This window comes from Flavobacterium sp. B330r (assembly GCF_056824325.1).
The window spans coordinates 3,122,623-3,144,568 of record NZ_CP124860.1 but is presented as its reverse complement, the minus strand read 5'-3'; the positions used below and the strand labels follow the sequence as shown (position 1 = coordinate 3,144,568).

At 34.5% G+C, this 21,946-nt stretch carries 13 protein-coding genes; all 13 read left to right on the top strand.

Translation table 11 applies throughout. From position 1 onward, the window contains the following. Positions 1-7 precede the first annotated feature (7 nt). The 13 genes from QLQ95_RS13970 to QLQ95_RS13910 all read left to right on the top strand — a co-directional run bounded on the left by QLQ95_RS13970 (position 8) and on the right by QLQ95_RS13910 (position 21,923). Positions 8-5,782 carry a VWA domain-containing protein gene (locus tag QLQ95_RS13970; RefSeq protein WP_482500302.1) on the top strand — a complete coding sequence of 1,925 codons (5,775 nt, stop codon included), beginning with the start codon at positions 8-10 and terminating at the stop codon, positions 5,780-5,782. Between the two features lie 95 nt (positions 5,783-5,877). Next, the gene (locus QLQ95_RS13965) at positions 5,878-7,926 is read left to right on the top strand and encodes an autotransporter outer membrane beta-barrel domain-containing protein (protein WP_482500301.1); all 2,049 of its coding nucleotides are present in this window, start codon (positions 5,878-5,880) and stop codon (positions 7,924-7,926) included. 55 nt (positions 7,927-7,981) lie between these two features. Continuing rightward, positions 7,982-8,254 carry a hypothetical protein gene (locus QLQ95_RS13960; RefSeq protein ID WP_482500300.1) on the top strand — a complete coding sequence of 91 codons (273 nt, stop codon included), beginning with the start codon at positions 7,982-7,984 and terminating at the stop codon, positions 8,252-8,254. A gap of 304 nt (positions 8,255-8,558) precedes the next feature. Beyond that, positions 8,559-9,356 carry a DUF5977 domain-containing protein gene (locus tag QLQ95_RS13955; protein ID WP_482500299.1) on the top strand — a complete coding sequence of 266 codons (798 nt, stop codon included), beginning with the start codon at positions 8,559-8,561 and terminating at the stop codon, positions 9,354-9,356. 12 nt (positions 9,357-9,368) lie between these two features. Next, a complete protein-coding gene (locus tag QLQ95_RS13950; RefSeq protein WP_482500298.1) occupies positions 9,369-10,244 on the top strand; it encodes a DUF5977 domain-containing protein in 876 nt (291 codons plus the stop codon). 201 nt (positions 10,245-10,445) lie between these two features. Further along, entirely contained in the window at positions 10,446-13,547 is a 3,102-nt protein-coding gene (locus QLQ95_RS13945; RefSeq protein ID WP_482500297.1) for a tail fiber domain-containing protein, read from the top strand. A 148-nt stretch (positions 13,548-13,695) separates the two neighbouring features. Beyond that, positions 13,696-15,564, top strand: a complete 1,869-nt coding sequence (locus QLQ95_RS13940; RefSeq protein ID WP_482500296.1) for a hypothetical protein — start codon at positions 13,696-13,698, stop codon at positions 15,562-15,564. A 138-nt stretch (positions 15,565-15,702) separates the two neighbouring features. Next, positions 15,703-16,032, top strand: coding sequence for a hypothetical protein (locus QLQ95_RS13935; protein ID WP_482500295.1), 330 nt, complete (start codon positions 15,703-15,705; stop codon positions 16,030-16,032). Continuing rightward, the gene (locus QLQ95_RS13930; RefSeq protein WP_482500294.1) at positions 16,013-16,690 is read left to right on the top strand and encodes a hypothetical protein; all 678 of its coding nucleotides are present in this window, start codon (positions 16,013-16,015) and stop codon (positions 16,688-16,690) included. The genes QLQ95_RS13935 and QLQ95_RS13930 overlap by 20 nt, the downstream gene beginning before the upstream one ends. Continuing rightward, positions 16,650-17,315 (top strand): hypothetical protein, encoded by a 666-nt coding sequence (locus QLQ95_RS13925; RefSeq protein WP_482500293.1) that lies wholly within the window; start codon positions 16,650-16,652, stop codon positions 17,313-17,315. Before QLQ95_RS13930 ends, QLQ95_RS13925 begins: the two co-directional genes overlap by 41 nt. A 140-nt stretch (positions 17,316-17,455) precedes the next feature. Beyond that, a complete protein-coding gene (locus QLQ95_RS13920; protein ID WP_482500292.1) occupies positions 17,456-20,512 on the top strand; it encodes a tail fiber domain-containing protein in 3,057 nt (1,018 codons plus the stop codon). Between the two features lie 29 nt (positions 20,513-20,541). Beyond that, a complete protein-coding gene (locus QLQ95_RS13915; RefSeq protein WP_482500291.1) occupies positions 20,542-21,090 on the top strand; it encodes a hypothetical protein in 549 nt (182 codons plus the stop codon). After that, positions 21,090-21,923 carry a DUF6734 family protein gene (locus tag QLQ95_RS13910; protein WP_482500290.1) on the top strand — a complete coding sequence of 278 codons (834 nt, stop codon included), beginning with the start codon at positions 21,090-21,092 and terminating at the stop codon, positions 21,921-21,923. Before QLQ95_RS13915 ends, QLQ95_RS13910 begins: the two co-directional genes overlap by 1 nt. Positions 21,924-21,946: the final 23 nt, after the last annotated feature.

The following is a 21,946-nucleotide window of genomic DNA, read 5'->3' as shown; positions in this document are numbered from 1 at the left end:
AATAAAAATGAGTTCTATAAATCTTCAAGAAAGCCAATCCTCAGGTTGCGAAACGTACATCGCTATCGTTGTCGATGAGTCGGGTTCGATAAATGGCAATGAAGCGCAGCAAATACGAGATGGGCTGACTTCATTTATCAATTCTCAAGCTCAAAGCAAAATTACACTTTCGTTAATCGGAATGTCTGGAAGCGACAGCAACTCAAGATCAGAACATGTTATTCAAAAAAGAATTTCGGGAAATACTTCGAGTTTTTTAAGCTGGATTAATGGTTTTGGTTCAAGATCGGCCAATCCTCAATCTGATCATTGGGCTTCTGGTTTAGAAGTTGTAAACAATTTGACTGTAATTCCAGACGTTGTCGTGGTTGTTACAGACGGTTTGCAGGTCAATGATACCGATTTGCTGAAAAATTTATATCAAAATCTAGATGATAAATCACATATTTTTGTTTACGGTGTCACAAGCACCGTAAACAATGCTACCGAGTTAGTTACGCCAATTACTAACTTCTTAGGAAAAACACCTGTACTAAAAAACAGCGGTCTTTCCATGCTAAATACAGACTATATCAGAGTTCCTGATTTTAGCACTTTAGGAGCAGAATTAAATCAGTTAAGCAGTGATCTGTCAGGTGCACAAATTGGGTGTTTGCCTAATGTGAATATAGTTCAAAATAAATTGGTTTATCCTGTTTTAAAGAAAGGTCTAGCTGTACACGAAAGCGCCGGAACTCTGGCTCTAAGAAATAAAAGCCGTGTTCCTCTTACTCTTCCTGCAGGAATACGAATCCACAATGCAAGTAATCTTGGCGGATTGGTTTTCAGACTTGAAGAAACTATTGTCATTCCTGGTTTGGCGAGTGTAGAAGCAAAAATCCGAATTGACGGAACGCCTTCTGCAATGGAAAGCCACAATGCCTTAATTGTTCTACCGGGCGTTTACAATCCAAGCAATTTTAAAATCAGTTTTACCGTAACCAAAGAGGTTTATATTGTTGATATTAATTCAGGCAAAACTGCTTTGCAATCTACAAGTTTGCAGATCGCAGCAGCAGGTTCTAAGGGACTTGATAGTACAAAAGGAATTCATCTTCGTTGGCTTTTGGCTGGAGAATTGGGAGCAAACCACCTTCCGAAAGGGAATTTATATATAGGCGGTACTACTAATTTTAATAAACCTGATGATTTCGTAAAATTATATCGAGCGCCTTATACTAAAGTTGCCCATAAGTTAGATTTAACAAAAAAACCTCAAACTGTTGATCGTAATAAAGCATTATGGGTTTATAAAACTCCTGCTCTGCAAAGATCAATCTATGTTTATTTCAAAAACAAAGCAAAGTATCTTTTAACATATGCTAGCATTAATCCAATGACAGACCCATCTGGTTTTATTGCAGCTTATGGAAATGAGATTATTGAGATTGAAAATAAAAGCGAATTATTTTTCGCTGCCGAACTTAAATTTAATGCCGTAGAAAGCGCTAGCATTGTTAAATTAGAAACATTATCTGTTGCTGAAAATAGTATTGCTGCATCAAAAAGAGTTACAAATCGTAAATCCTATTCTTCGGCACAAGTCAATCCAATTCGTGTTATAGCTGAAAATGGAAGGAGCATTCGTTTTAAAGCAAATAAATGTTTGTTAAGCGAAATCAATTTTGAATTTTATGGTGACTTTATCCAAAAAGCAAATACAAGCGGCAATTGGGATTTAAAAGGAAAATATGCTTTAACGACCACTGATTCTAAAGCTTTTGAACAATTAGAGCCAAAACTGAATGCTGTTCACGGAAAGTGGTTAAAATTTAATGATGGAGAATATGTAAACGTAAATAACTACAAGGATAAATGGAAACGTACAACAGATGACGATGATAAAAACATCAAAGAAGTTATTGAAAGTTACATCGAACTAAGTCGTGATGGTACAAATCCGACTGCAAAAGAAACGGTCAAATTTCAAGAGAATATTCCTGCCAACGAACCTGAGCCAGGAGAAGAAGCAAAATTTGAAGAAAATTCAACTGAAATTTCTAATCTTGACTTATTGAACATTGCTGCAAATGATTATCATATTGCGAGAATGTTAGGTTTAGGATGCATCGATATTGATGAAGCAGTTCTTTCAGGCGAATTTATTTATCTAACAGAGTACGTTACATTTAAGAATTTAGAAGGCGGTGCGACTCCAAAAGAAGTGCAGCATCTTTCTATGAGTATTCCAACTTCTGTAAACACAGAGCGTTTGCCTCTTCCTGTACAATTGAGTAAATTTTTACCAGGCCTTAATGCTGGTTCTGATGAAGACGATCAATCGGCAAAAATTACAGATCCAAATGGATATAGTTTTGATGGAAAGAAAAGATATGTGAGTTTGTTTATGAATGACATCGCAGATTATAGTGTAAACACTTCTTTTTTTGATTCTACAGACGAATTTGACGGAAGCACTTTTACATTCCCTATCTATGCCGGAGTTGATTATAAATTTAAAGGTGAATTAAGTTGGCAAAAACCAGAATTAGCTTCTGACACCGCTTATTCTAACGTTACCAAAGACTTAGCCACTGCTTCTTTCGAGCCTGCTCCGATCATTATTCCTGAGTCTGGAAAATCATTTCTGAATGTTCGTCAAGAAAAAACAGGTTTACAAACGTATGTATATCAAGGGTATGGGATTAATATTTTCTCGAGAGCAACATCTGGAAGACAATTAGAAATTACTTCTCACATTAAACCGAATAATACGTTAATGCCTCCTACTGGAATTAATTCTTTACTAATTACAGAAGAAAATCCGTTAATGTTTACGTCAATGAGTGAGCAAGTTAAAATGAAAGCTCTTTTAGACAATGAGTCAATAATTGATAAAACTTACATCCGACTTCTTTTTGAATATTATTCTGCTCAGGAATTATTAAGTTATAGCATTCCAGATGGAATGACTAAAGAAGATGCTTTACTTTCTGATAAAATTTATCCGGATAATGAAGAGCTCTTTGCCGATTATTTTAAACTTTATTTCAGAGATAGTCTTCCTCAAATTGAACATGGAAAAATTACAAACATTGCAGATAGTTTATCAAATGAACTTACCTCAATTATTACAATTAACGAATACAAAATTCTAAGCAGTGGCGAAGACATTAAAATTAACTTAACCGATGCCAATAAAAATAGATTTATCGGAGGTATTTTAACCGTTGGCGAAGAAAACTATATCATTCAGAATATTAATGTTGCTTTAAAAGATGGAAAATTTGACTCTGCTGATGTCGAAGTCCTTAAAAAAGAAGTAGGTCAAAGCCTTTCTGACGGCAATGCAACAATCGATTCTGAACAGATTAAGCCAATCAAAAAACCAGTTAACGACTTATGTTCTTTAGTTGAAAATATGCTAACGCCTGCAAACTGGAGACAGCCGAGTCCAATTGGTTTTCAGGTTCAAGTGCCGCAAGCTTTAAAATCTGTACATCGAGAAATTGTTTCACAAAAAGACAGTCAAGGAAATAACACTTTGCAGGTAGAAAAAACTCGAGGAATTTGGAATGATAAAGTAGAAATTAAAAAAGTTTTGGAGCAAGCTTTTCAGGTAGATCAAAAAGGAGAATATGTATTAGATAAAGATGAGAATCCAATTCCGCTTCCTGAAGAAGAGAAAAAGCATTTTGGTTTATATGAACTTACTTTCAAAGGATTAAAATTAGCTCAGCACCCACAATACAATGCAAACAATGGACATTCAGTTGAATGGACGAACGGAACTGTTCGTTTGTTTACTGCAAGCTGTTTTGAAGGCTCTAATCCTATTCCGGTAAAATCTAGAAAAGAATTTAAAGTTGTACGTGTAGACAATATTGGCACAGACAAAGATTTAGTATTAACTATTAATGATCCTAATTTTAAAATTAAAACAGACGGAACCCAAGAAATGGATCCGACTTATGATCATATTATTCTTGAAGAGGATGCGAACCACAACCCAAAAGAGCAAAAAGTAAATTATTATCCAAGTTACAAAGTATATCTTTTTGCTGATTCTTCAAACGGAATTACAAAAGAAAGCATTCAGCCAAGAGAAGGAGAAAATACGCATTATTCAATTTTCGGAATTAGCAGCCATTCGAATGGTTACAACTATGATTCTAAAATTAGTGCGCCAAATCCAATGTATGCCGTTAGAATTGAAAAACCTGTAAAACCTGAGGATGTAAAAGGAGCTTTATATGCCACAAGACCTGACTTTTTCAACAGATCAACATACACCTTTACAACCAGATATACGCACAAACCTTACGGAATGTTGCATTACAGGGCAAATGATCAAGCGTTATTAAGTGCTTTATATGAAACAGCAACAATTGTTAGAATTCGTGAAGAACTAAGTAAACTTGGTGGAAATAATGAAAAGTATTTCGCTAACAGATGGCAAAATTTCTTAGACTTTAACGGATTGCAGAATAAGGCTAATTATGAAACTTATCCTCCAGAAAGTGTTTCTGAAGAAAACTATCATTTCCCAGTTCCTGATAGTGAATTATTAAGAGACGAAATTAACGAATTCATCAAATGGCATAATACTTCCCAAAAACAAAATGTTCCTGAGATAGTTGCTTTAAGCGCTCTTAACCAAGTCATTATTCCTAAGACCGCAGGAATTGAAGCAGATTTATTAGCAATACATTTTATAGAACAAGTCATTCATGCCGCTTTTGTACCGCTTACTGAAGTTCCTGTTATTTACGAATATATTAAGGACAACGATTATGTGCCAGTTAATAAAAAGCAAACCATTAAAGATAAGAACGGAAATATTCTAAAATATCCACATCCTGATCTAGACATTGCACCAATGATGAAAATCACAGATGCAGCACTATTTAAAACACAGTTTACAGATTTTAATCTAGACGGTAATTCGCAAAACATCTATTTCTACGGTGTTCGTGAAATGGATATTAAAATGAATTTCAGTGAGTTTAGCACTTTCTTAGGACCTGTGAAACTAGTTCCTTCAAGTCCGCCGCAAACACCAGAGATTAAGCGAATTATGCCTGTTCTAGAAAATCAGGTTTTAGGAATTAAACCTTCTGTTCAGATAGAATTAAATGCTTACAAACCAGAGTACAACATTAGAAAAATTAATATCTATCGTGCAAAAAATATGTTGGATGCACAATCGATTAGAACGATGACTCCTGTCAAAGAAATTTTGATTAATGAGGACACTTTGTCTACTGATTTTAATAGTGTTTGGACGGTTTATGATGAATTTGAAGATTTAGAAAGTGTTCCTTTTGGTGACGGACTTTTTTATAGAATTACGGTTTCAAGAGAAATTGAATACGCTGATCCGAGTTCGACTGATCTTAATCCAATTATCAATATTGATTATACGCCTTCTCAGCCATCAAAAATTACAGCTACTGTGATTGCGGATACTGCTGCTCCAGAATCTCCAGAATTAACAGCTACTGGCGTTCCAACTGGACAAAATGAATCTGTATTAAAACCAGTTGTATTCAGTTGGGAGAAAACGGTTCATAATGGTAAATATCATTTGTATAAAATGAATACTCAAGGAAACTGGGATAAAATTCAAGAGAAAATTTCTAATGAAAACACCGTGACGTTGGCTTTACTGGATACCAAATTACAAACTGACGAATTAGCTATTAAAAATGCTGATGATGAAAGAATCTACCATCATTTCAAAGTGCTTGCTGAAAACTCTTCAGGCATGTTTAGTAGTGAAGAAAAAATTCTAACCCTATAAATTCTAAAATGAATCCCAACGACATTTTTTGTTGGGATTCAAAATCAAGCTAATCAAAAATAATATTTACAGAAAGAAAATAAATTTCAAACAACATGGCAACAGACAGAACTCAAATTGGCTACAAATTCGAAAACGGCGATATTCCGTCGCAGGGAGACTTTCAGGAAGTTTTTAACAGTTTTATCCATAAAGACGAAGACAAGGCCGACTTTCAGATGGTCGAAGAAGGAAGGGATAACCTGCATTATGTAACTCCTGCCCTTTTATATACAGGTTTAAAGAATATTGGCATCATTACTGGAAATAGCTACATGCCACGTAAAGAGCATTTTGACTCTTTTGTTGGCGATACCATTACTTTGCAATATGCACCAGTTAATTACAGCGTCAAAGTATTTAAAAACGGACAATTATTACTAGAGAAAGAAGGTCAAGGAAATGATGGAGATTACATCATCAATTATGAAATGGCCAAAATCACTTTTTCGGGAAATATTGACAATAGAAACATTGAAGTCGATTATTGGTATAAAAATTTAGCTCCAAATACAAATCCAGGAGGTGGATCTAGTGAACCAATCGACTTTACAAGTTTTTTACATACTTCAGGAAATGAAACCAAAAACGGAATCTTAACTTTCAACAACACTACTCCAACCTCAACTAGCGGAATTGTATTGACAAACAGCGGTGCAGATGCTGGTGCAAAAGTACTAGACGTAACAGTTACTGGTGCTGGAAGCGGTATTGCGGTTCAAAATACGGCAACAGGAACTGGTATTAAAGTATCTAACACTGGAGCTGGAGCGAGTTTACAAGTAAATTCTTCTTCAACAGCAACAGGAGATCCTTTGCAAGTATCGAAAGATAATGTTGTAATAGCTAAAATTGATGCTGAGGGAATTGTAACAGCTAAAAAATTTGTTAGCGAAGGCGGAACAGCTGAAAAATTTGTAAAAGGAGATGGTTCTCTTGATCCTAAAACATATGCTGAAGACAATAACGTAATTCATACCACAGGAAATGAATCTAAAGATGGAGCATTAAATTTAACGCACAATACCTCTGTAGATGATGTTTTAACCATTACTAAAAACAATAGTGCAAACTGTTTAAAATTAATTCAAAACTCTAGTTCCAGCGCTACTACTTCTACTTTTGACACTAATAATGATTATGTTAACAGAAAAGCTATCAGCGTTCAAAAAATACAGGTAGAAAAAGCCTTCATCACACATGATGGAAACGTATCGGGAACTTCATTTACAACCTTAAACGAAAAAGCAGATATTACAGATGGCTTTTTAACTTTAGCAGCTTCAACTTCTGCAACTGCAATGGCTGGTCACGCAAAATTATACGCCAAAACTGATGGCACTACTGATTTGTATGTAATGGGTAGTGATGGGGTTGAAAAGAAGATTGGTGATTCTGAACTTAGTAATTATGTTGATAAAACAACTAATCAAACTATAACAGGAATAAAGACTTTCAATAGTAGCAGTACAGATCTCGGCATGATATCTATGACCTCTACAAGAGGGTCTATACCTCTACTAAAACTTGCAAATTCTGGGCTTGGCAGCACATGTATTAATTCAATTCAAAATGATACTATAGGGCGAAACCTAGTATTAAATGCCGGTCCAGCCTCAACAGGATTTGCTATTGAATCAACAAATAATGGAACTTCAACATTTAAACTTAACAAGGAAGGGGATATCACTGCCAATTCCTACAAAAAAGCAGGTGGTAAAAGTTCAGAATATTTAATGGCAGATGGATCCGTGACTTCTGTAAGCCCCCAAGCATCTACTACCAAAGAATATGTTGCTAAAATTAGACCTGAAGATGATTCAGTAATAATTTATAAAGATGAGATAGGTTCATTAACTGTTACAAGAGTTTCATCATACGCATATCGTCTTCAATCACCAGACATAACAGGTTTAACAAAAGTTTTTCTTACTTGTGGAATAGATTCAAATAGTAATGTTACAGAAAATAGAAGAATCGATTATAAAACTCGTAATAGTCAAAATGGTGAAATTATCATATTAATGCTAAAAAATAATGTTTTAGCTCCTTTTGTCGCTAGTGACAACACATATATAGATGTAAAAATAACTATCTATAATTAAACGAAGACATCAACACATTATAAAAAACTAAGAATAAAAATAAAACAAATAAAAAATGGAAAATACAAAAATCAACAAAGAAGAAGTAAAAACAATCAACGCGGAACAATTAAAGAAATTACAAGATTTTAATGTCTTTATGGATAAGGCAAGATTATCGTTGGGAGAATTGTCTATTCAATACGAGTTTCAAAAAGCAGATATTTTAAGCCAGATTGCCATTCAACAGCAAAACTTTAATGAATTGGAAAAAGCGATTAAAGAAGAATACGGAGATATTCGTGTAAACATTGAAACTGGCGAAATTGTAAAGCAAGAGCAAGAATAATCCTTGATCATAATTTTTAAATAGTTATTTAGGAACCACAAATTTACCAGTCTCTGGCGTGGTTCCTATTGGCTTTAATACTCCTCTATAGCATTCTTCGTCTACTTACTTCTAGACAATCTGCTTTTAATCTATTGCTTTTTTACCAAACTCAATTTTACAGCGATAAAATAAATTAATAGCACTTCAAAAAAATGAAATCAAAAAGCGTGAAAATTAACTTTTTCACCTTATCAAACTTAGTTGTTGCTTGATGCAATTCTTCTCTAAGTTGAGACAAATCATAATCAATTATAAACAAAGTATGGAATATTACAATATAGCCAAGTCATTGACTGCGGCAAAAAATGATTGCGCTGCCGGAGTCATGGGAACTTCCGTTACTCTAACTGCAAATGCAAACCAATTCGTATCTACAGTAAGTATTGAAGATGCCAATGCAAAAGCTGATGCATGGTTGGCAGCAAATGTTCAGGCCTATGCCAATAATGTAGGTTCGTGCAGAGTTACGGCCTGGAGAGGTATAAATCCGTCTTGTGTTATTGAACCTGATGTAAACTTATCTCCTTTTAACTACATGGTTATTAGATATAAATGGGCATTAGGAGCAGGACAAGATTTCGACACTTATACCGGAATTATTAATTCAGGAACCTCCTTAGATAATAAATGGATGGGATGGGGTCACGGATTTAATAACGAAATTCCAGAAAATGCCGCAGCTGCCAATGCTTACATTATGTGGGCGGGAGATAACAGACAAAAAAATGGTGTTGAAGCCTGTCTTGTTAATTTCAATAAAATTACTTCTGATTATCCGAACCTTAGTACAGTACAGGTAAGAATGGCTGGCTCATGGTTTACTGCTGTTGGAACAGGAAATATAGATGTCGAAATTGTTACTTATCTAGGTGGTACAATGCAGAAATCAGGATACGACATAATCAACGTTGGCGGAACTCTGGTCGATCAAAAGAACTTTTCTAAAAAAGTACCCATTCAAGGAGATAATTTGCACAAAAACATTGAGGCTGTTACAAACCTCGGATACGTTACCTACATCAAAGACTCGTCTACAGGAAAAATCGTAATTAAATATTAAAAAAACAAACGTATGGGAAATACAGGATACAAATCTTTTGGGGCGCTCGAATTATATTATGTTGATGACGGAAGCCCAACAGGACAACCAACGAAACCAAATGTAGTTACAGATCCTGATTATATTGCACCCGTTTTAGACACTACAACTTGTGCTCCTAGCATCAGATATTATAGTGTAGAAAAAAGATTAAGCGCAAAAAAAAATAACTGCGGAACAGGATATAGCGGAAGCACCGTTACACTTACTGCTCTTCCAAATCAATTTGTTTCAACTTTAAGTCTTACAGATGCCAATGCACAAGCAGATGCGTGGTTAGCAGCAAACGTACAGAATCATGCAAATATCGCAGGAACATGTGAAGTCACTCCAACGCCTGGCGGAGGAGGTGGCAGTGGCGGATGTTTTGTCGAAGGCACACTAATCACATTACCTGACGGAACAAGAAAAGCAATTGAAAAACTTACTCTTGACAAATTTTTGCTTTCTGCTGAAATTGAAACCCTTAAGGATACCAATATCGCTAACGAATTGTATAAATGGTCGTGCAAGTCTTTATCTGAAAACAGAATTATATCGCCTATTACTAAAATTACAAAACAAGTTGCCGACAAAACCATTATCGTGAATGAAGGATTATTAGAGGCCACTCCTACCCATCTACAATTAATTCAGCGTAATGGCTTTTGGAAATTTATTCCTTTAGGAGATATCATAGTTGGAGATAATTTATACTCGATAGACAAAGAAATTATTCCTGTTACTACTGTAACTGTGAATTTAGAAAAACGAAACATCTATCCAATGACCTTAAATCCATTTCACACCTATTTTGCAAATGGAATTTTAACTCACAACTATAAAGAAGCAAATCATAATGATAATTAAAGCAGAACGTCATCTTAATCAATAAAAATAATTTCTTCTTTTAAAAACTCTACAAGTATTTAATCCAAATTCTACAGAAAATTCTTTTTGAAATTGACCTTGAAATAATCTTTAGTCAAAAAAAGAATGTAGAATTTGGATTTACGTGTATATCATTTCCAAAGAAAGGCTTTAAATACATGCAATTATCAATAAACAAAAATGGATACAAATCATAACAGAATAAAAGTCTCCGACTTAGAAAAAAATGAACAAAACAAAATTTTAAAGACCAATAGCAATGGTGAATTAGAATTTAGCGACATAGACGACATCAGTCACAACTCCCTTGATTATATTGTTTCGGGCAAGGCTTTGGATGCAAGACAAGGAAAAGTTTTAAAAGATTTAATTGATGAATTAAACGATTTACTTGCTTCTGATAATGTCGATTTAAATACACTTCAAAAATTAGGAGACGCGATTGAAGTGGTTCGTAATTCTTTAAGTACAATAGTAGTAAACGATTTAAGTTCTGGCGGTACAACAAAAGCTTTGTCGGCTGAAATGGGAAAAACTTTGCAAACCAACAAGGTTGATAAAGTTACAGGCAAAAGTCTTCTTGCCGATTCCGAAATTGCACGTCTTTCAACACTTTCAAATTATACTCATCCAACTACTCACGCTCCAAATATTATTGCACAAGATTCAGAAAATCGATTTGTTTCTGATGCTGAAAAAGCAAATTGGAATGCAAAGCAAACCTCTTTAGGATTTACTCCTGAAAATTCTTCAAATAAAAATACGGCTAATGGTTATGCTGGTTTAGGAGCAGATGGAAAATTAATCTCTTCTCAACTTCCTGCCATTACAGTAAATGATACTTTCGTTGTAGCTTCAGAAGCTGCAATGTTAGCATTAATTGCAGAAACAGGAGATATTGCAGTAAGAACCGATTTAAGTAAATCATTTATTTTAAAAGGTTCAAATTCAGCTATTTTAAATGATTGGCAGGAATTACTAACGCCAACAAGCGAAGTAACAAAAGTTTTTGGAAGGAATGGTGCGGTTACGGCTCAAGCTGGTGATTACAATGCAGACCAAATTACTGAAACAGCATCAAGAAAATTTCAGTCTGCAACTCAACAAGCATTTAATGATGCTACAAGCTCAATTCAGACACAACTAAATTCCAAAGCTTCTACAACCGGTTTAGGAGCTTCAGGCACTTGGAGTATTAATGTAACAGGAAATGCAAATACTGCAGGCGGATTAGCCGTTCATTCGTCAACAAACAATGAGCCGAATAAAATTGTGAGAACAGATGGCAATGGTTATATCCAGGCAGGATGGATTAATACTGTTTCAGGAGATAGCGGGGTTACTCCAATCAATAGAATTTATGCATCTGATGATCAATACTTGAGATATTATACACCTGCAAATTTCATAAATTCCTTAGGATTAGCTACTACTGCAACAAATAGATGGTATGATGGTTGGATTAATGCTCCTGGGTATGATGCTAACACTATTGGAGAGAATAAATCTGGATTCTCATATTCAAACAACTGTCCTTTAAGTGGCCAATTAATACACTTTGGTTCTGGTGGATATAGCTTACAGTTAAATTCAAACTACGGATCAGGAATAGCAGACGTTAGATTTAGAACACATAACGGAGATGCAAATACTTGGGGAGATTGGGGAAGATTTTTATCCGATGCCAATTATGCCACATATTCAGCATTTTCTGGTATAGTATCTTCTGGTCTTGGTTTTCAAACTGCCAGTTATGCAACCAATACCAGAAATAGAATTTGGTCTTTTGGCAATGCTGACGGATATGGTTTAAGTTACTTTCAGGGATCAGCTGGACAAAATGGAGCAGATTCAATTGGAATCCATTTTGGAAATGCAACAAATGCGGGTTCAAAATTTATTTTTGCCACTAATGGTGATCTCTTAACATCTGGTATAACTACAAGTTCTGCTTTAGGTGTAGCTCAAACAACAGGAAATGGACAAGGTCTTTCTTTATACGCTGGCGCTGTAAATGGAAAACCATCTTATGGTTTAATGTTTGCCACAACATCAAATTATGGTGGCCATGGATCTGTAAGCGGAGATTGGGCAACCTATTTTACCATGGAGGGTGCTTCAAATCGAGGATGGGTATTTCGTTTAGCAAATACAAATATTGCTAGTATTAGCGCAAATGGTGTCTTTACTGGATCAAACTTTGTAGGACCATTATCAGGAAATGCCAGTACTGCTACAATAGCCAACCAGATGAATTGGAATAATTATGGTGCAGGTCATACTATTTTTGACGCTTCAGCATCAGTATCTCCTTCAGGCACTTCTGTAAATAATGCCAATGCTCAAATTCCTTGGTCTTCTACTTACCCTTCTCTAATGGGATGGAATGGCGCTAATACTTATGGGCTTAGAGTTGACTCTGCAAGAATTTCAGATCGATCCTCTCGTTCAAATGGTAATTTTTACATTGATGATGATTATGGATGCGGGATTGTTGGACGCTATTCTGATGTTAGATATCAAGGTATTTTTTCGATGGGAGATGCTTACAAATTAGCATCAGATGGTACAACATCTGGTAACTGTTACGGATTAGCTTGGACACATTCTAATATTGGAGGTCAGTCAATAGCCGGGCTTAGCCATCAATTATTGGTAATGGAAGCAGGAACTACTAAAACAGCTATTGGTACCGGAATTTGGACTTCTGGAGCTGTTACCGCATCTAGATTTGCTGCCGGATATGACGCTGGAGTTGCAAATTCATTTTCTTGCGATGGATGGTTTAGATCTGGTGGACCATCAGGTTGGTACAATTCTACTTATGGCGGAGGAATTTGGATGCAAAACTCTACTAACGTAGAAATTTATGGCAGCAAACAACTTTTGGTTAATAATAATATTGTTGCAACTGGAGATATAACAGCCTACTATTCTGATGAAAGATTAAAAACAAAAAAAGGCAATATTACCAATGCTATTGATAAAATTAAAACCTTAAACGGATTTTATTATAAGAATAATAGTCTGGCAAAAAGTTTTGGTTATAAATCTACCGATTTGCAAATTGGTCTTTCTGCTCAAGAAGTAAAAGCCATTTTACCAGAAGTGGTAACTACTGCTCCATTTGATAGAGAAATTACAGAAGATGGAAATGAAATTTCTAAATCTGGTGAAAACTACTTAACTGTCAATTATGCTAAACTAGTACCTCTATTAGTTGAAGCAATAAAAGAACAGCAAATTCAGATCGATTATTTATTAGCTCAAATTAGCAAATAGAACTTAAAACCTCTACTTATTCTTAAATATTTGCTCCTATAATCTATAGAAAAAACTATCTAGCCTATTTATATCTCGATAAAAAAGCATCAACCTACTTTTACTTTTTCTAAAACCAGTAAAAATCAAATAATTAAATCAACTCACTATGGACACTAATCATAACAGAATAAAGGTTGCCGACTTAGAAAAAAATGAACGTAACAAAATTTTAACAACTGATAATAATGGTGAATTAAAATTTACTGACATAAACGATATCAAAATAGACAGTTATAACTCCCTTGATTACACTACTCCTGGTAAAGCTTTGGATGCAAGACAAGGAAAAGTCTTAAAAGATTTAATCGATAACGATAATGCAAACGTACTGCACAAAACAGGTGACGAAAGTTGGTCTGGTATTAAAAGTACTAGCAATTCGGGTGGTTTTACAAATGCCTTACAGCTTGAAAATAATAGCACATTTTCAACAGTTTTGGCAATTACCAATAATTCTACTGGTTTTGGAACTAGTATCACCAATTACAACACTGGTTATGGTGCCTATATCAATAATATTGGCGGTGGATTGGGATTGTATGTTAATAACGCAAATTCAACTACAGCTTATGGTGTTAGAATTGATAATCAAGGAACTGGTAGCGGTATTGGTCTTTTTAATTCATTTACAGGTAGAGCTATTGATATTTTAAATTCAAACACGGGAACAGCAATACGATTAGATTCTAGCTCATCTTCAACTGGAGATCTTTTAAGCATTACTAAAAACTCAGTACCAATTACTAGAATTGACAGCAACGGAATTATAACAACCTCAACACCAACAAGTACTGATAACAGTTCAAAAGTTGCTACAACTGCTTTTGTAAAAGCAATTACTTTACAAGGAAGTGGAAACGCAAATTTTTTACCAAAATGGACATCATCAAACGCATTTGCTAACTCAGTAGCACAAGAAATCAATGGTAATATTGCATTGCCTGCTGGTAGTGGGTTAGCTTATAGCTACGATACAAACAGAATGATTACACCTGAAGATGGCACATTTGGAGCATTGATAAAATCATCACCAGGAGGAGGCTTTAGAGTGTTTCAAGGAACAACCGAACGAATGCAAATTGATACTTCTGGCAGACTTGGTCTTGGAACTGCAGCCCCAAACGCAAAACTAACAGTTAGGGTTGCTACTTCATCGGGTTTCAATGCAACTGATGGTATTACAATAAATGATTTAGATACGAATCCAAACAGTTTGAATTTAGGTGTAAATACAGCTTCCAACTATGGTTGGATTCAATCAATACATCAAGGTTTTGGTTATGAAAAACTATTACTTAATCCAAATGGCGGAAATGTTGGCATTGGTACAACTCCATCAAATAAGTTAGATGTTAAAGGTGGTTTATTAACCGTAAACAATGAAAATACTTACGCAGCTAAGTTTTCGAACTACTCAACAAAAGGTGTCGTTATTGGATTTGACACAAATTCTAATATTGGTCATATTGGGGCAGTAGTACCATCGATTAACTGGGCGACTTTATGCTTAAACTATAACGGTGGTACTGTTTACATTGGTAACATTGCTTCGGATTCAGGGCAAAAATTACAAGTAAATGGAACTGTAAAAGCTAATCAAGCTGTAACCGATAATGATTTAACAACTTTAGGTCAAGTTAAAGCACTTGGTAGGCCTTATAAAATATATACAGTACAATTATTTCAAACAGGGACATTAGCTCCAAGAGAAACTTTTGTTTTCGAAAACACATTAGGGAGTAGTATTGCTTGGACCAGAACAGGCATAGGTACTTACAGAGGTGCATGTACAGGTAGATTTACACTTGCAAAAACCGTAATATTTGTAGGTAGTGACCTAATATCGGATGTAATTGTTAGAACATCTACTTCCCCAAGCGATTCAAATTATATTGATGTTTATACCAACAGAGGGATTACTCCAACTGATGGATTACTTATCAATACAACACTAGAGATAAGGGTTTACAATTAAAATAATTTTTAACAGAGGCAGGTGTTTACGTTTGCCTCTGTTAAAAACTATAATATACATAAACGAAAAATTAAAGGTTAATATGCTAAAACTAACAGCTTTTTATCATTTAAATAATCAAATTAAAAGCAATACAAAATGACAAAACTAATTAAACATAGTAAAGAAAATATAAATGTAAAACGCAATACTACTAATTATACTCCAACAAGTGATGATTTAAAAGGCCATCTTCAGGGTATTGATAATGCATTAGGAAATAACTCCGGAAATGGATCGGGAGATGGACAAAATAATTTCGCTAGGAACTTATACATAAATCTATTTGATTTATATGATTTTGGAGTCCAAGATGATATGCTCAATGCAATTAATAGCTATATAGCGACATTACCCGATTCTCAAAAAACAATATTGGATACTGATAGTAAGGTTAATATTGTCTTGTATGAAGGAAGATATAGCTAATAGCAAAGTACTCTATATCTGTTCGTTTTTTAATGGAAACCCAATTCGTAAAAGTTATTTTGAAAAAAACATATCCCTATATACCAAATTAGGATATCATATTGTGGTTTGTTGGATGAATAAAAAAGAAGATCAAATAAATCAAGAGAACATCACATATATAGATTCAAAAATAGTAAACGCCTCTACGGCGAGAAATAAGTTATTGCAAATGTTTTATAAATCAGAATATACGGAAGCATTATTTAGTGATGATGATACCATAATTCTTAATAAAACAATATTAGAAAAATCGATTGGCTCTTTCGACATCTTAAGCTACGTAATCAATTTGAACAATAGGCTACTTGACAAACCAATATTCTTATCTGGAATATTTAAAATAAAAAACTTACGTCTTATTAATAAGAAAATGATCCTCTTTGATGAAACATTAGAATCTAATCAAGATGTAGATTTTGGATATAATGCAAATCATAATGAAATAAGAATCAAAAATGTATTTACAAAAGACATTTTTAACGATCAGCAGAATTCTGTCATGTTTAGCAGTAAAGAAGATCGAGAGAGGAAAAAGGAACAAAGTATAAAAATTATAATCAAAAAATGGAATAATTATGGAAAACACCTATCCCCAATATCCAATAATGGAAATTAAATTTATTTATGAATTAACTGATATAGGTAAAGGAATAATACCACCCCTTGAAGCTCAAAACTTAACCCTAATCTATACTTACATCGAGATACCAGGAACACCTTCATGGCAGCAAACATTAGGTACAGATCCAAGACTCTATGGTTCTGTAGTAATAGAAAGTTCTCAAAGCAACTTCAAACATTATGCAACGGTAAATGAATCATACAATTCAAATTATAATCGAGGGTTTTATATGATTGATGGCTCGGATGAAACTGTTTTTAATAATAAGGATTTGGTTGGAATTGGCACAGAAACATACAATGAGGTTTTACATAAAGGAATATTTTTCTCTAAAGTAAAATCAAGAATTGTAGACAACTACACTCAGAAAGGTCTTGAAAATGAGGGTGATTATGAAGCCAACTTCACTTCAAGAAGTTTAGTTACAAAGCAATATGTTGATAATAGAACTATAAACAACACTACTGTGGCAGCGCTAAGTAAAAATCAACTAAATCTGCTTTATCCATTGGCAACTATAGGTTTCAAAGTTCAGTGTTTAAGTATCTCTAGTGGTGCTTTAATGTACGAAAAAACATATAATGGTTGGGCACAGTATGCTTTACAAATTGTTTTATAAATAAATTTTACCATCATCAAATTCTACTCTTTCTCTAAACTTCATTTTTTCAATCTAAAATTAGTAATGAAACTTCTAGGTAGAAAAAATCATAATATACAATTTCCAAAGAGTACAATTAGTAATTTCAATTAATTCAAATGAATACAAATCATAACAGAATAAAAGTATCCGACTTAGAAACAAACGGATCTAACAAAATCTTAATCACTAATGAAAATGGAGAATTAACCTTCAGTGATGCTAGTAATTTAGGATTAGGAGCAAGTAAATTTAGAAAAGAAAATTTCGAATTTACAGGTTCAAAATTATTTACTTTATCCGAGCCTTCATTAAACGTCTTAGCAGTAATTGTAGATGGCATCACTTTAAATGGCACTCCTGGCGCACCGTTGCAATATCGTATGAACACCCCTACTACATTAGAAATTCTTGACGAAATGATTGTCGGAGAAGACTTTTGGGTAAGCATTACTTATAATTATGAGGGATCTATAAATGGCGAAGAACCAGACTCCGGAAATTATACAGCCGATCAGATCGCAGAAACAGCAACAAGAAAATTCCAATCTGCCAATCAGCAAGCCTTCAATGATGCAACATCAAGTATTCAAACTCAATTAAATGGAAAAGAACAATCAATTCCATCAGGCACAAACTCTCAATACTTTAGAGGTGACAAAACATGGCAAACTCTAGATAAAGCCACTATCGGTTTAAGCAATGTCAATAATACATCTGATTCTGCTAAAAATGTTTTATCGGCAACTAAACTGACAACTCCTAGAACAATCAATGGCGTTTCTTTTGATGGTTCTGCAAATATCACAATTGCTGATGCCACAAAAGAAAATAATATTACTGCAGGTACACCTTCTCAATACTGGAGAGGAGATAAAACTTGGCAAGCTCTAACGACAGCGAATGTTCTAGAATCTGTAAACTTGTATTTTTCTAATGCACGAGCTATCGCCTCAACACTCACAGGCTACAGTTCTGCTGCCGGAACAATTTCAGCTTCTGATACAGTATTATCTGCTATAAATAAATTAAATGGTAATGTTGATTCAAAAGCTCCTTCTGCTTCACCTTCTTTCACAGGATCTGTAACTGCCCCAACATTTGTAGGCACATTAACCGGCAATTCTTCATCTGCAACAAAATTAGCAACTCCCAGAACTATTAATGGGGTTTCTTTTGACGGTTCAGCAAATATCACAATCAATGCCGTAGATTCGACCGCAAGAATCGCTTCCAGCGAGAAGGGTGTCGCTAATGGAGTCGCAACACTTGATGCCAGTGGAATTATCTTAACATCACAACTGCCAAGCTATGTAGATGACGTTTTGGAGTTTACAAATCTAGCAGGTTTTCCAACGACTGGAGAAACTGGGAAAATTTATATTGCTAAAGACACGAACAAAACCTATCGTTGGGGAGGATCAGCATATGTCTATATTACAAGTGGTGCAGTAGACAGTGTTGCAGGTAAAACTGGCGTTGTTACATTAGCCAAAACCGATGTGGGTCTCGGAAGTGTTGATAATACTTCTGATGCTGTTAAAAATGTTTTATCGGCTACTAAATTAACAACAGCTAGAACAATTAATGGGATTTCTTTTGATGGCTCTACAAATATTACGATTACTGATTCAACAAAAGAAAATAATATTACTGCAGGTACACCTTCTCAATACTGGAGAGGAGATAAAACTTGGCAACCTCTAACAACAGCGATTGTTCCTGAATCTGGCAACTTATATTTTTCAAATGCAAGATCAATTGCTTCAGTATTGACAGGATATACCTCAACAGCGGGTACTATTACTGCAACCGATTCAATTTTATCAGCTATTAATAAATTAAATGGAAATGATGCTTTAAAGGCTCCACTAGCCTCTCCTGCATTTACAGGAACAGTTACTGCACCCGCTTTTTCTGGAGCTTTAACAGGCAATGCTTCAACAGCAACTATTTTACAGACCGCTAGAACAATTAATGGAGTATCCTTTAATGGTTCTGCAAACATCACTATTGCGGATTCAACAAAATTGCCACTAGCTGGTGGAACAATGAGCGGAGATATTATATTTCCTGGAACTGACCGCTCTGAAGGTATTTTTGGAACTTACGATTCTACAAAAACACAATCAATTTGGTCTATTGGAACGGCTTATAGAAGCTCTGTCGATGGTTCAAATTTCGGTACGTTATATGGTCTTGCATATAAACACACCAATAATCCATCAGAAGGAAATATGGCTGGCGGACATCAAATGGTCTGGTGTAATAATGGAGTAGCTAAATCTGCAATTGGTGACGGAATCTGGACATCAGGAATAATTACCGGAAATGGTTCAGGTCTAACGGGTATCTCCCAAACATTCAGTATTGGAGGAAATGCTGCAACAGCTACTAGATTACAAACAGCGAGAACAATTAATGGCGTTTCTTTTGATGGTTCTGCAAATATTACTATCGTTGACTCTTCAAAAGCACCACTGATTTCTCCAATATTTACAGGAACTGTAACTGCTCCTACTTTTATTGGAAATTTAAATGGTAATTCTACTGGATTTCCATTCCAATCTGGCGTACAATTAGATAATTTATCTGGCAGTATTTCAACTATTGCAAGAGAAGAAGCTCCTTCTTCAGGTTATTACTATACTTCAACATTGCATATGGCTTCAGGTGATGGCAGACAGCAACTGACTATTGCAAGAGATGGTAGTGGCATGAAATTTAGAGGAAATAATACTGGAAGCGGAACTGCTGGCTGGACTTCTTGGAAAACCGTTTTAACAGATAGTAACTACTCTGCTTATTCAGCATTTTCAGGAGCAATCACTGGAGCTTCTTTAACTGTATCTGGAGATGTTACCGCTTTTTCTGATGCAAGAGTCAAAGAAAATATCAGACCAATTTCAAATGTAATTGAAAGAATTCAAGCTTCAAGAGGAGTTGTTTATGATCGAATTGATAACGATCAAAAGGACAATATCGGATTTATAGCTCAAGAACTTGAAGAAAATTTCCCTGAATTAGTACTTACACGAGAAGATGGGACAAAAGCTGTTAAATATCAAAATGCTGTTGCTGTATTATTTGAAGCTGTTAAAAAACAACAGACTCAGATTGAGGAACAGGATAAAAAATTAAAACTTATTCTTGAACATTTAAACTTAAATTTATAATGGCATTACCTACAAGTGGATCAATATCAATGGATCAGATAACCAATGAACTTGGAAAACCGAGAATAAATGGTGCATCAATTTCCTTATATAAAGCATCAATAGGTGAAATTAGTACGATTAACAACAATTCACCAAGCAAACCTAATGGTATAGCACCTCATTCAATGTCTGAATTCAGAGGTTACAATCATACAGCAGCTTCTTCGGGAGGAGGATCTAGTGGAGGAGGAACTGTCAATACTGGTTACATATTAAACAATACTGGCCGTACAATTGACGCAGCCTTCATGTCTATTAAAGCAAATGGTACAATAGTCGCATACAATGATTTCCCTTCATTAGCAAATGGGCAGATCTATCAATTCAGTACAACCTATACTAACTTATTATTCTCTAATGGATCATTTACTCTAGATCTAACAACACCAACAATAGGTTTAACTACGTCAAATTACATTTATATGACCGGCGGATCTAATAGTTCAAATGGTTACTTCTATAACAATGGAACCGTATTTTCTGCTTACGTTACTTCTCCAGGCCCACAATATGCAATCAATATAACAATTAAATAATGAAAATAGTTTATAGTTATTGGGATACAGGCAATGGATTAAAAAAACCTAGCAATTGGTTTAATGCTCAATTCATGTTGTCATCAATGGTGCTATCTGTGATTAATAGTTACAAACATTATGGCAGAGTAGAAATGGTAACTGATAGCGCAAGTAAGGTATGGATTGAGAAATTAGGTTTGCCCTTCGAATCGATTAAAACAGATCTTGACCAATTGGAAAAGTATGATAAAGGTTCATGGGCTTTGGGTAAAATAAAAGCTTATAGTATTCAAGAAGAGCCTTTTTTGCATGTTGATTTAGATGTAATTCTATTTGAGCCTCTTTCTCAAAAACTACTCAACAATGATTTATATGTCCAAAATTTTGAACCCTTCAACTTGGATGCTTATCATAAAACTTACATTCCATATATTGAAATGTTAGAAAATCATGGAACAGATTTACCAATTGGATTCTCTGACAAAAAGCATGCAGTAAATCTTGGAATTTACGGTTGCAACAATCTTGAATTTAACAAGTTATTCTGTGATTCTGTATTTGCTTTCATAGATAAAAACGAAAAAAAAATCAAATCTTTTGTTCCACTCCACAAATTATGCGTTGTTTGGGAGCAATATTTTTGGGCTGTTATTGCTGATAAACTAAAAATGTCTATCGGCACAGTTATAGATCCAAATTACAAACTAGCATCTGAAACAGGATATTTTCATTTGTTAATTGATAAATACAAAGAAGAAATAGCAATTAATTTTAATGAACATATAAAAACTATTTACCCCGATTATTACAAATCAATAGATGAATTACTGAATTTCGAAAATAAATCATAAGATTAATTCAAATCAGAAAACAT

Coding starts and splice junctions, on each gene's coding strand:
- QLQ95_RS13970 (WP_482500302.1), top strand. CDS start 8: ATGAGTTCTATAAATCTTCAAGAAAGCCAATCCTCAGGTTGCGAAACG.
- QLQ95_RS13965 (WP_482500301.1), top strand. CDS start 5,878: ATGGCAACAGACAGAACTCAAATTGGCTACAAATTCGAAAACGGCGAT.
- QLQ95_RS13960 (WP_482500300.1), top strand. CDS start 7,982: ATGGAAAATACAAAAATCAACAAAGAAGAAGTAAAAACAATCAACGCG.
- QLQ95_RS13955 (WP_482500299.1), top strand. CDS start 8,559: ATGGAATATTACAATATAGCCAAGTCATTGACTGCGGCAAAAAATGAT.
- QLQ95_RS13950 (WP_482500298.1), top strand. CDS start 9,369: ATGGGAAATACAGGATACAAATCTTTTGGGGCGCTCGAATTATATTAT.
- QLQ95_RS13945 (WP_482500297.1), top strand. CDS start 10,446: ATGGATACAAATCATAACAGAATAAAAGTCTCCGACTTAGAAAAAAAT.
- QLQ95_RS13940 (WP_482500296.1), top strand. CDS start 13,696: ATGGACACTAATCATAACAGAATAAAGGTTGCCGACTTAGAAAAAAAT.
- QLQ95_RS13935 (WP_482500295.1), top strand. CDS start 15,703: ATGACAAAACTAATTAAACATAGTAAAGAAAATATAAATGTAAAACGC.
- QLQ95_RS13930 (WP_482500294.1), top strand. CDS start 16,013: ATGAAGGAAGATATAGCTAATAGCAAAGTACTCTATATCTGTTCGTTT.
- QLQ95_RS13925 (WP_482500293.1), top strand. CDS start 16,650: ATGGAAAACACCTATCCCCAATATCCAATAATGGAAATTAAATTTATT.
- QLQ95_RS13920 (WP_482500292.1), top strand. CDS start 17,456: ATGAATACAAATCATAACAGAATAAAAGTATCCGACTTAGAAACAAAC.
- QLQ95_RS13915 (WP_482500291.1), top strand. CDS start 20,542: ATGGATCAGATAACCAATGAACTTGGAAAACCGAGAATAAATGGTGCA.
- QLQ95_RS13910 (WP_482500290.1), top strand. CDS start 21,090: ATGAAAATAGTTTATAGTTATTGGGATACAGGCAATGGATTAAAAAAA.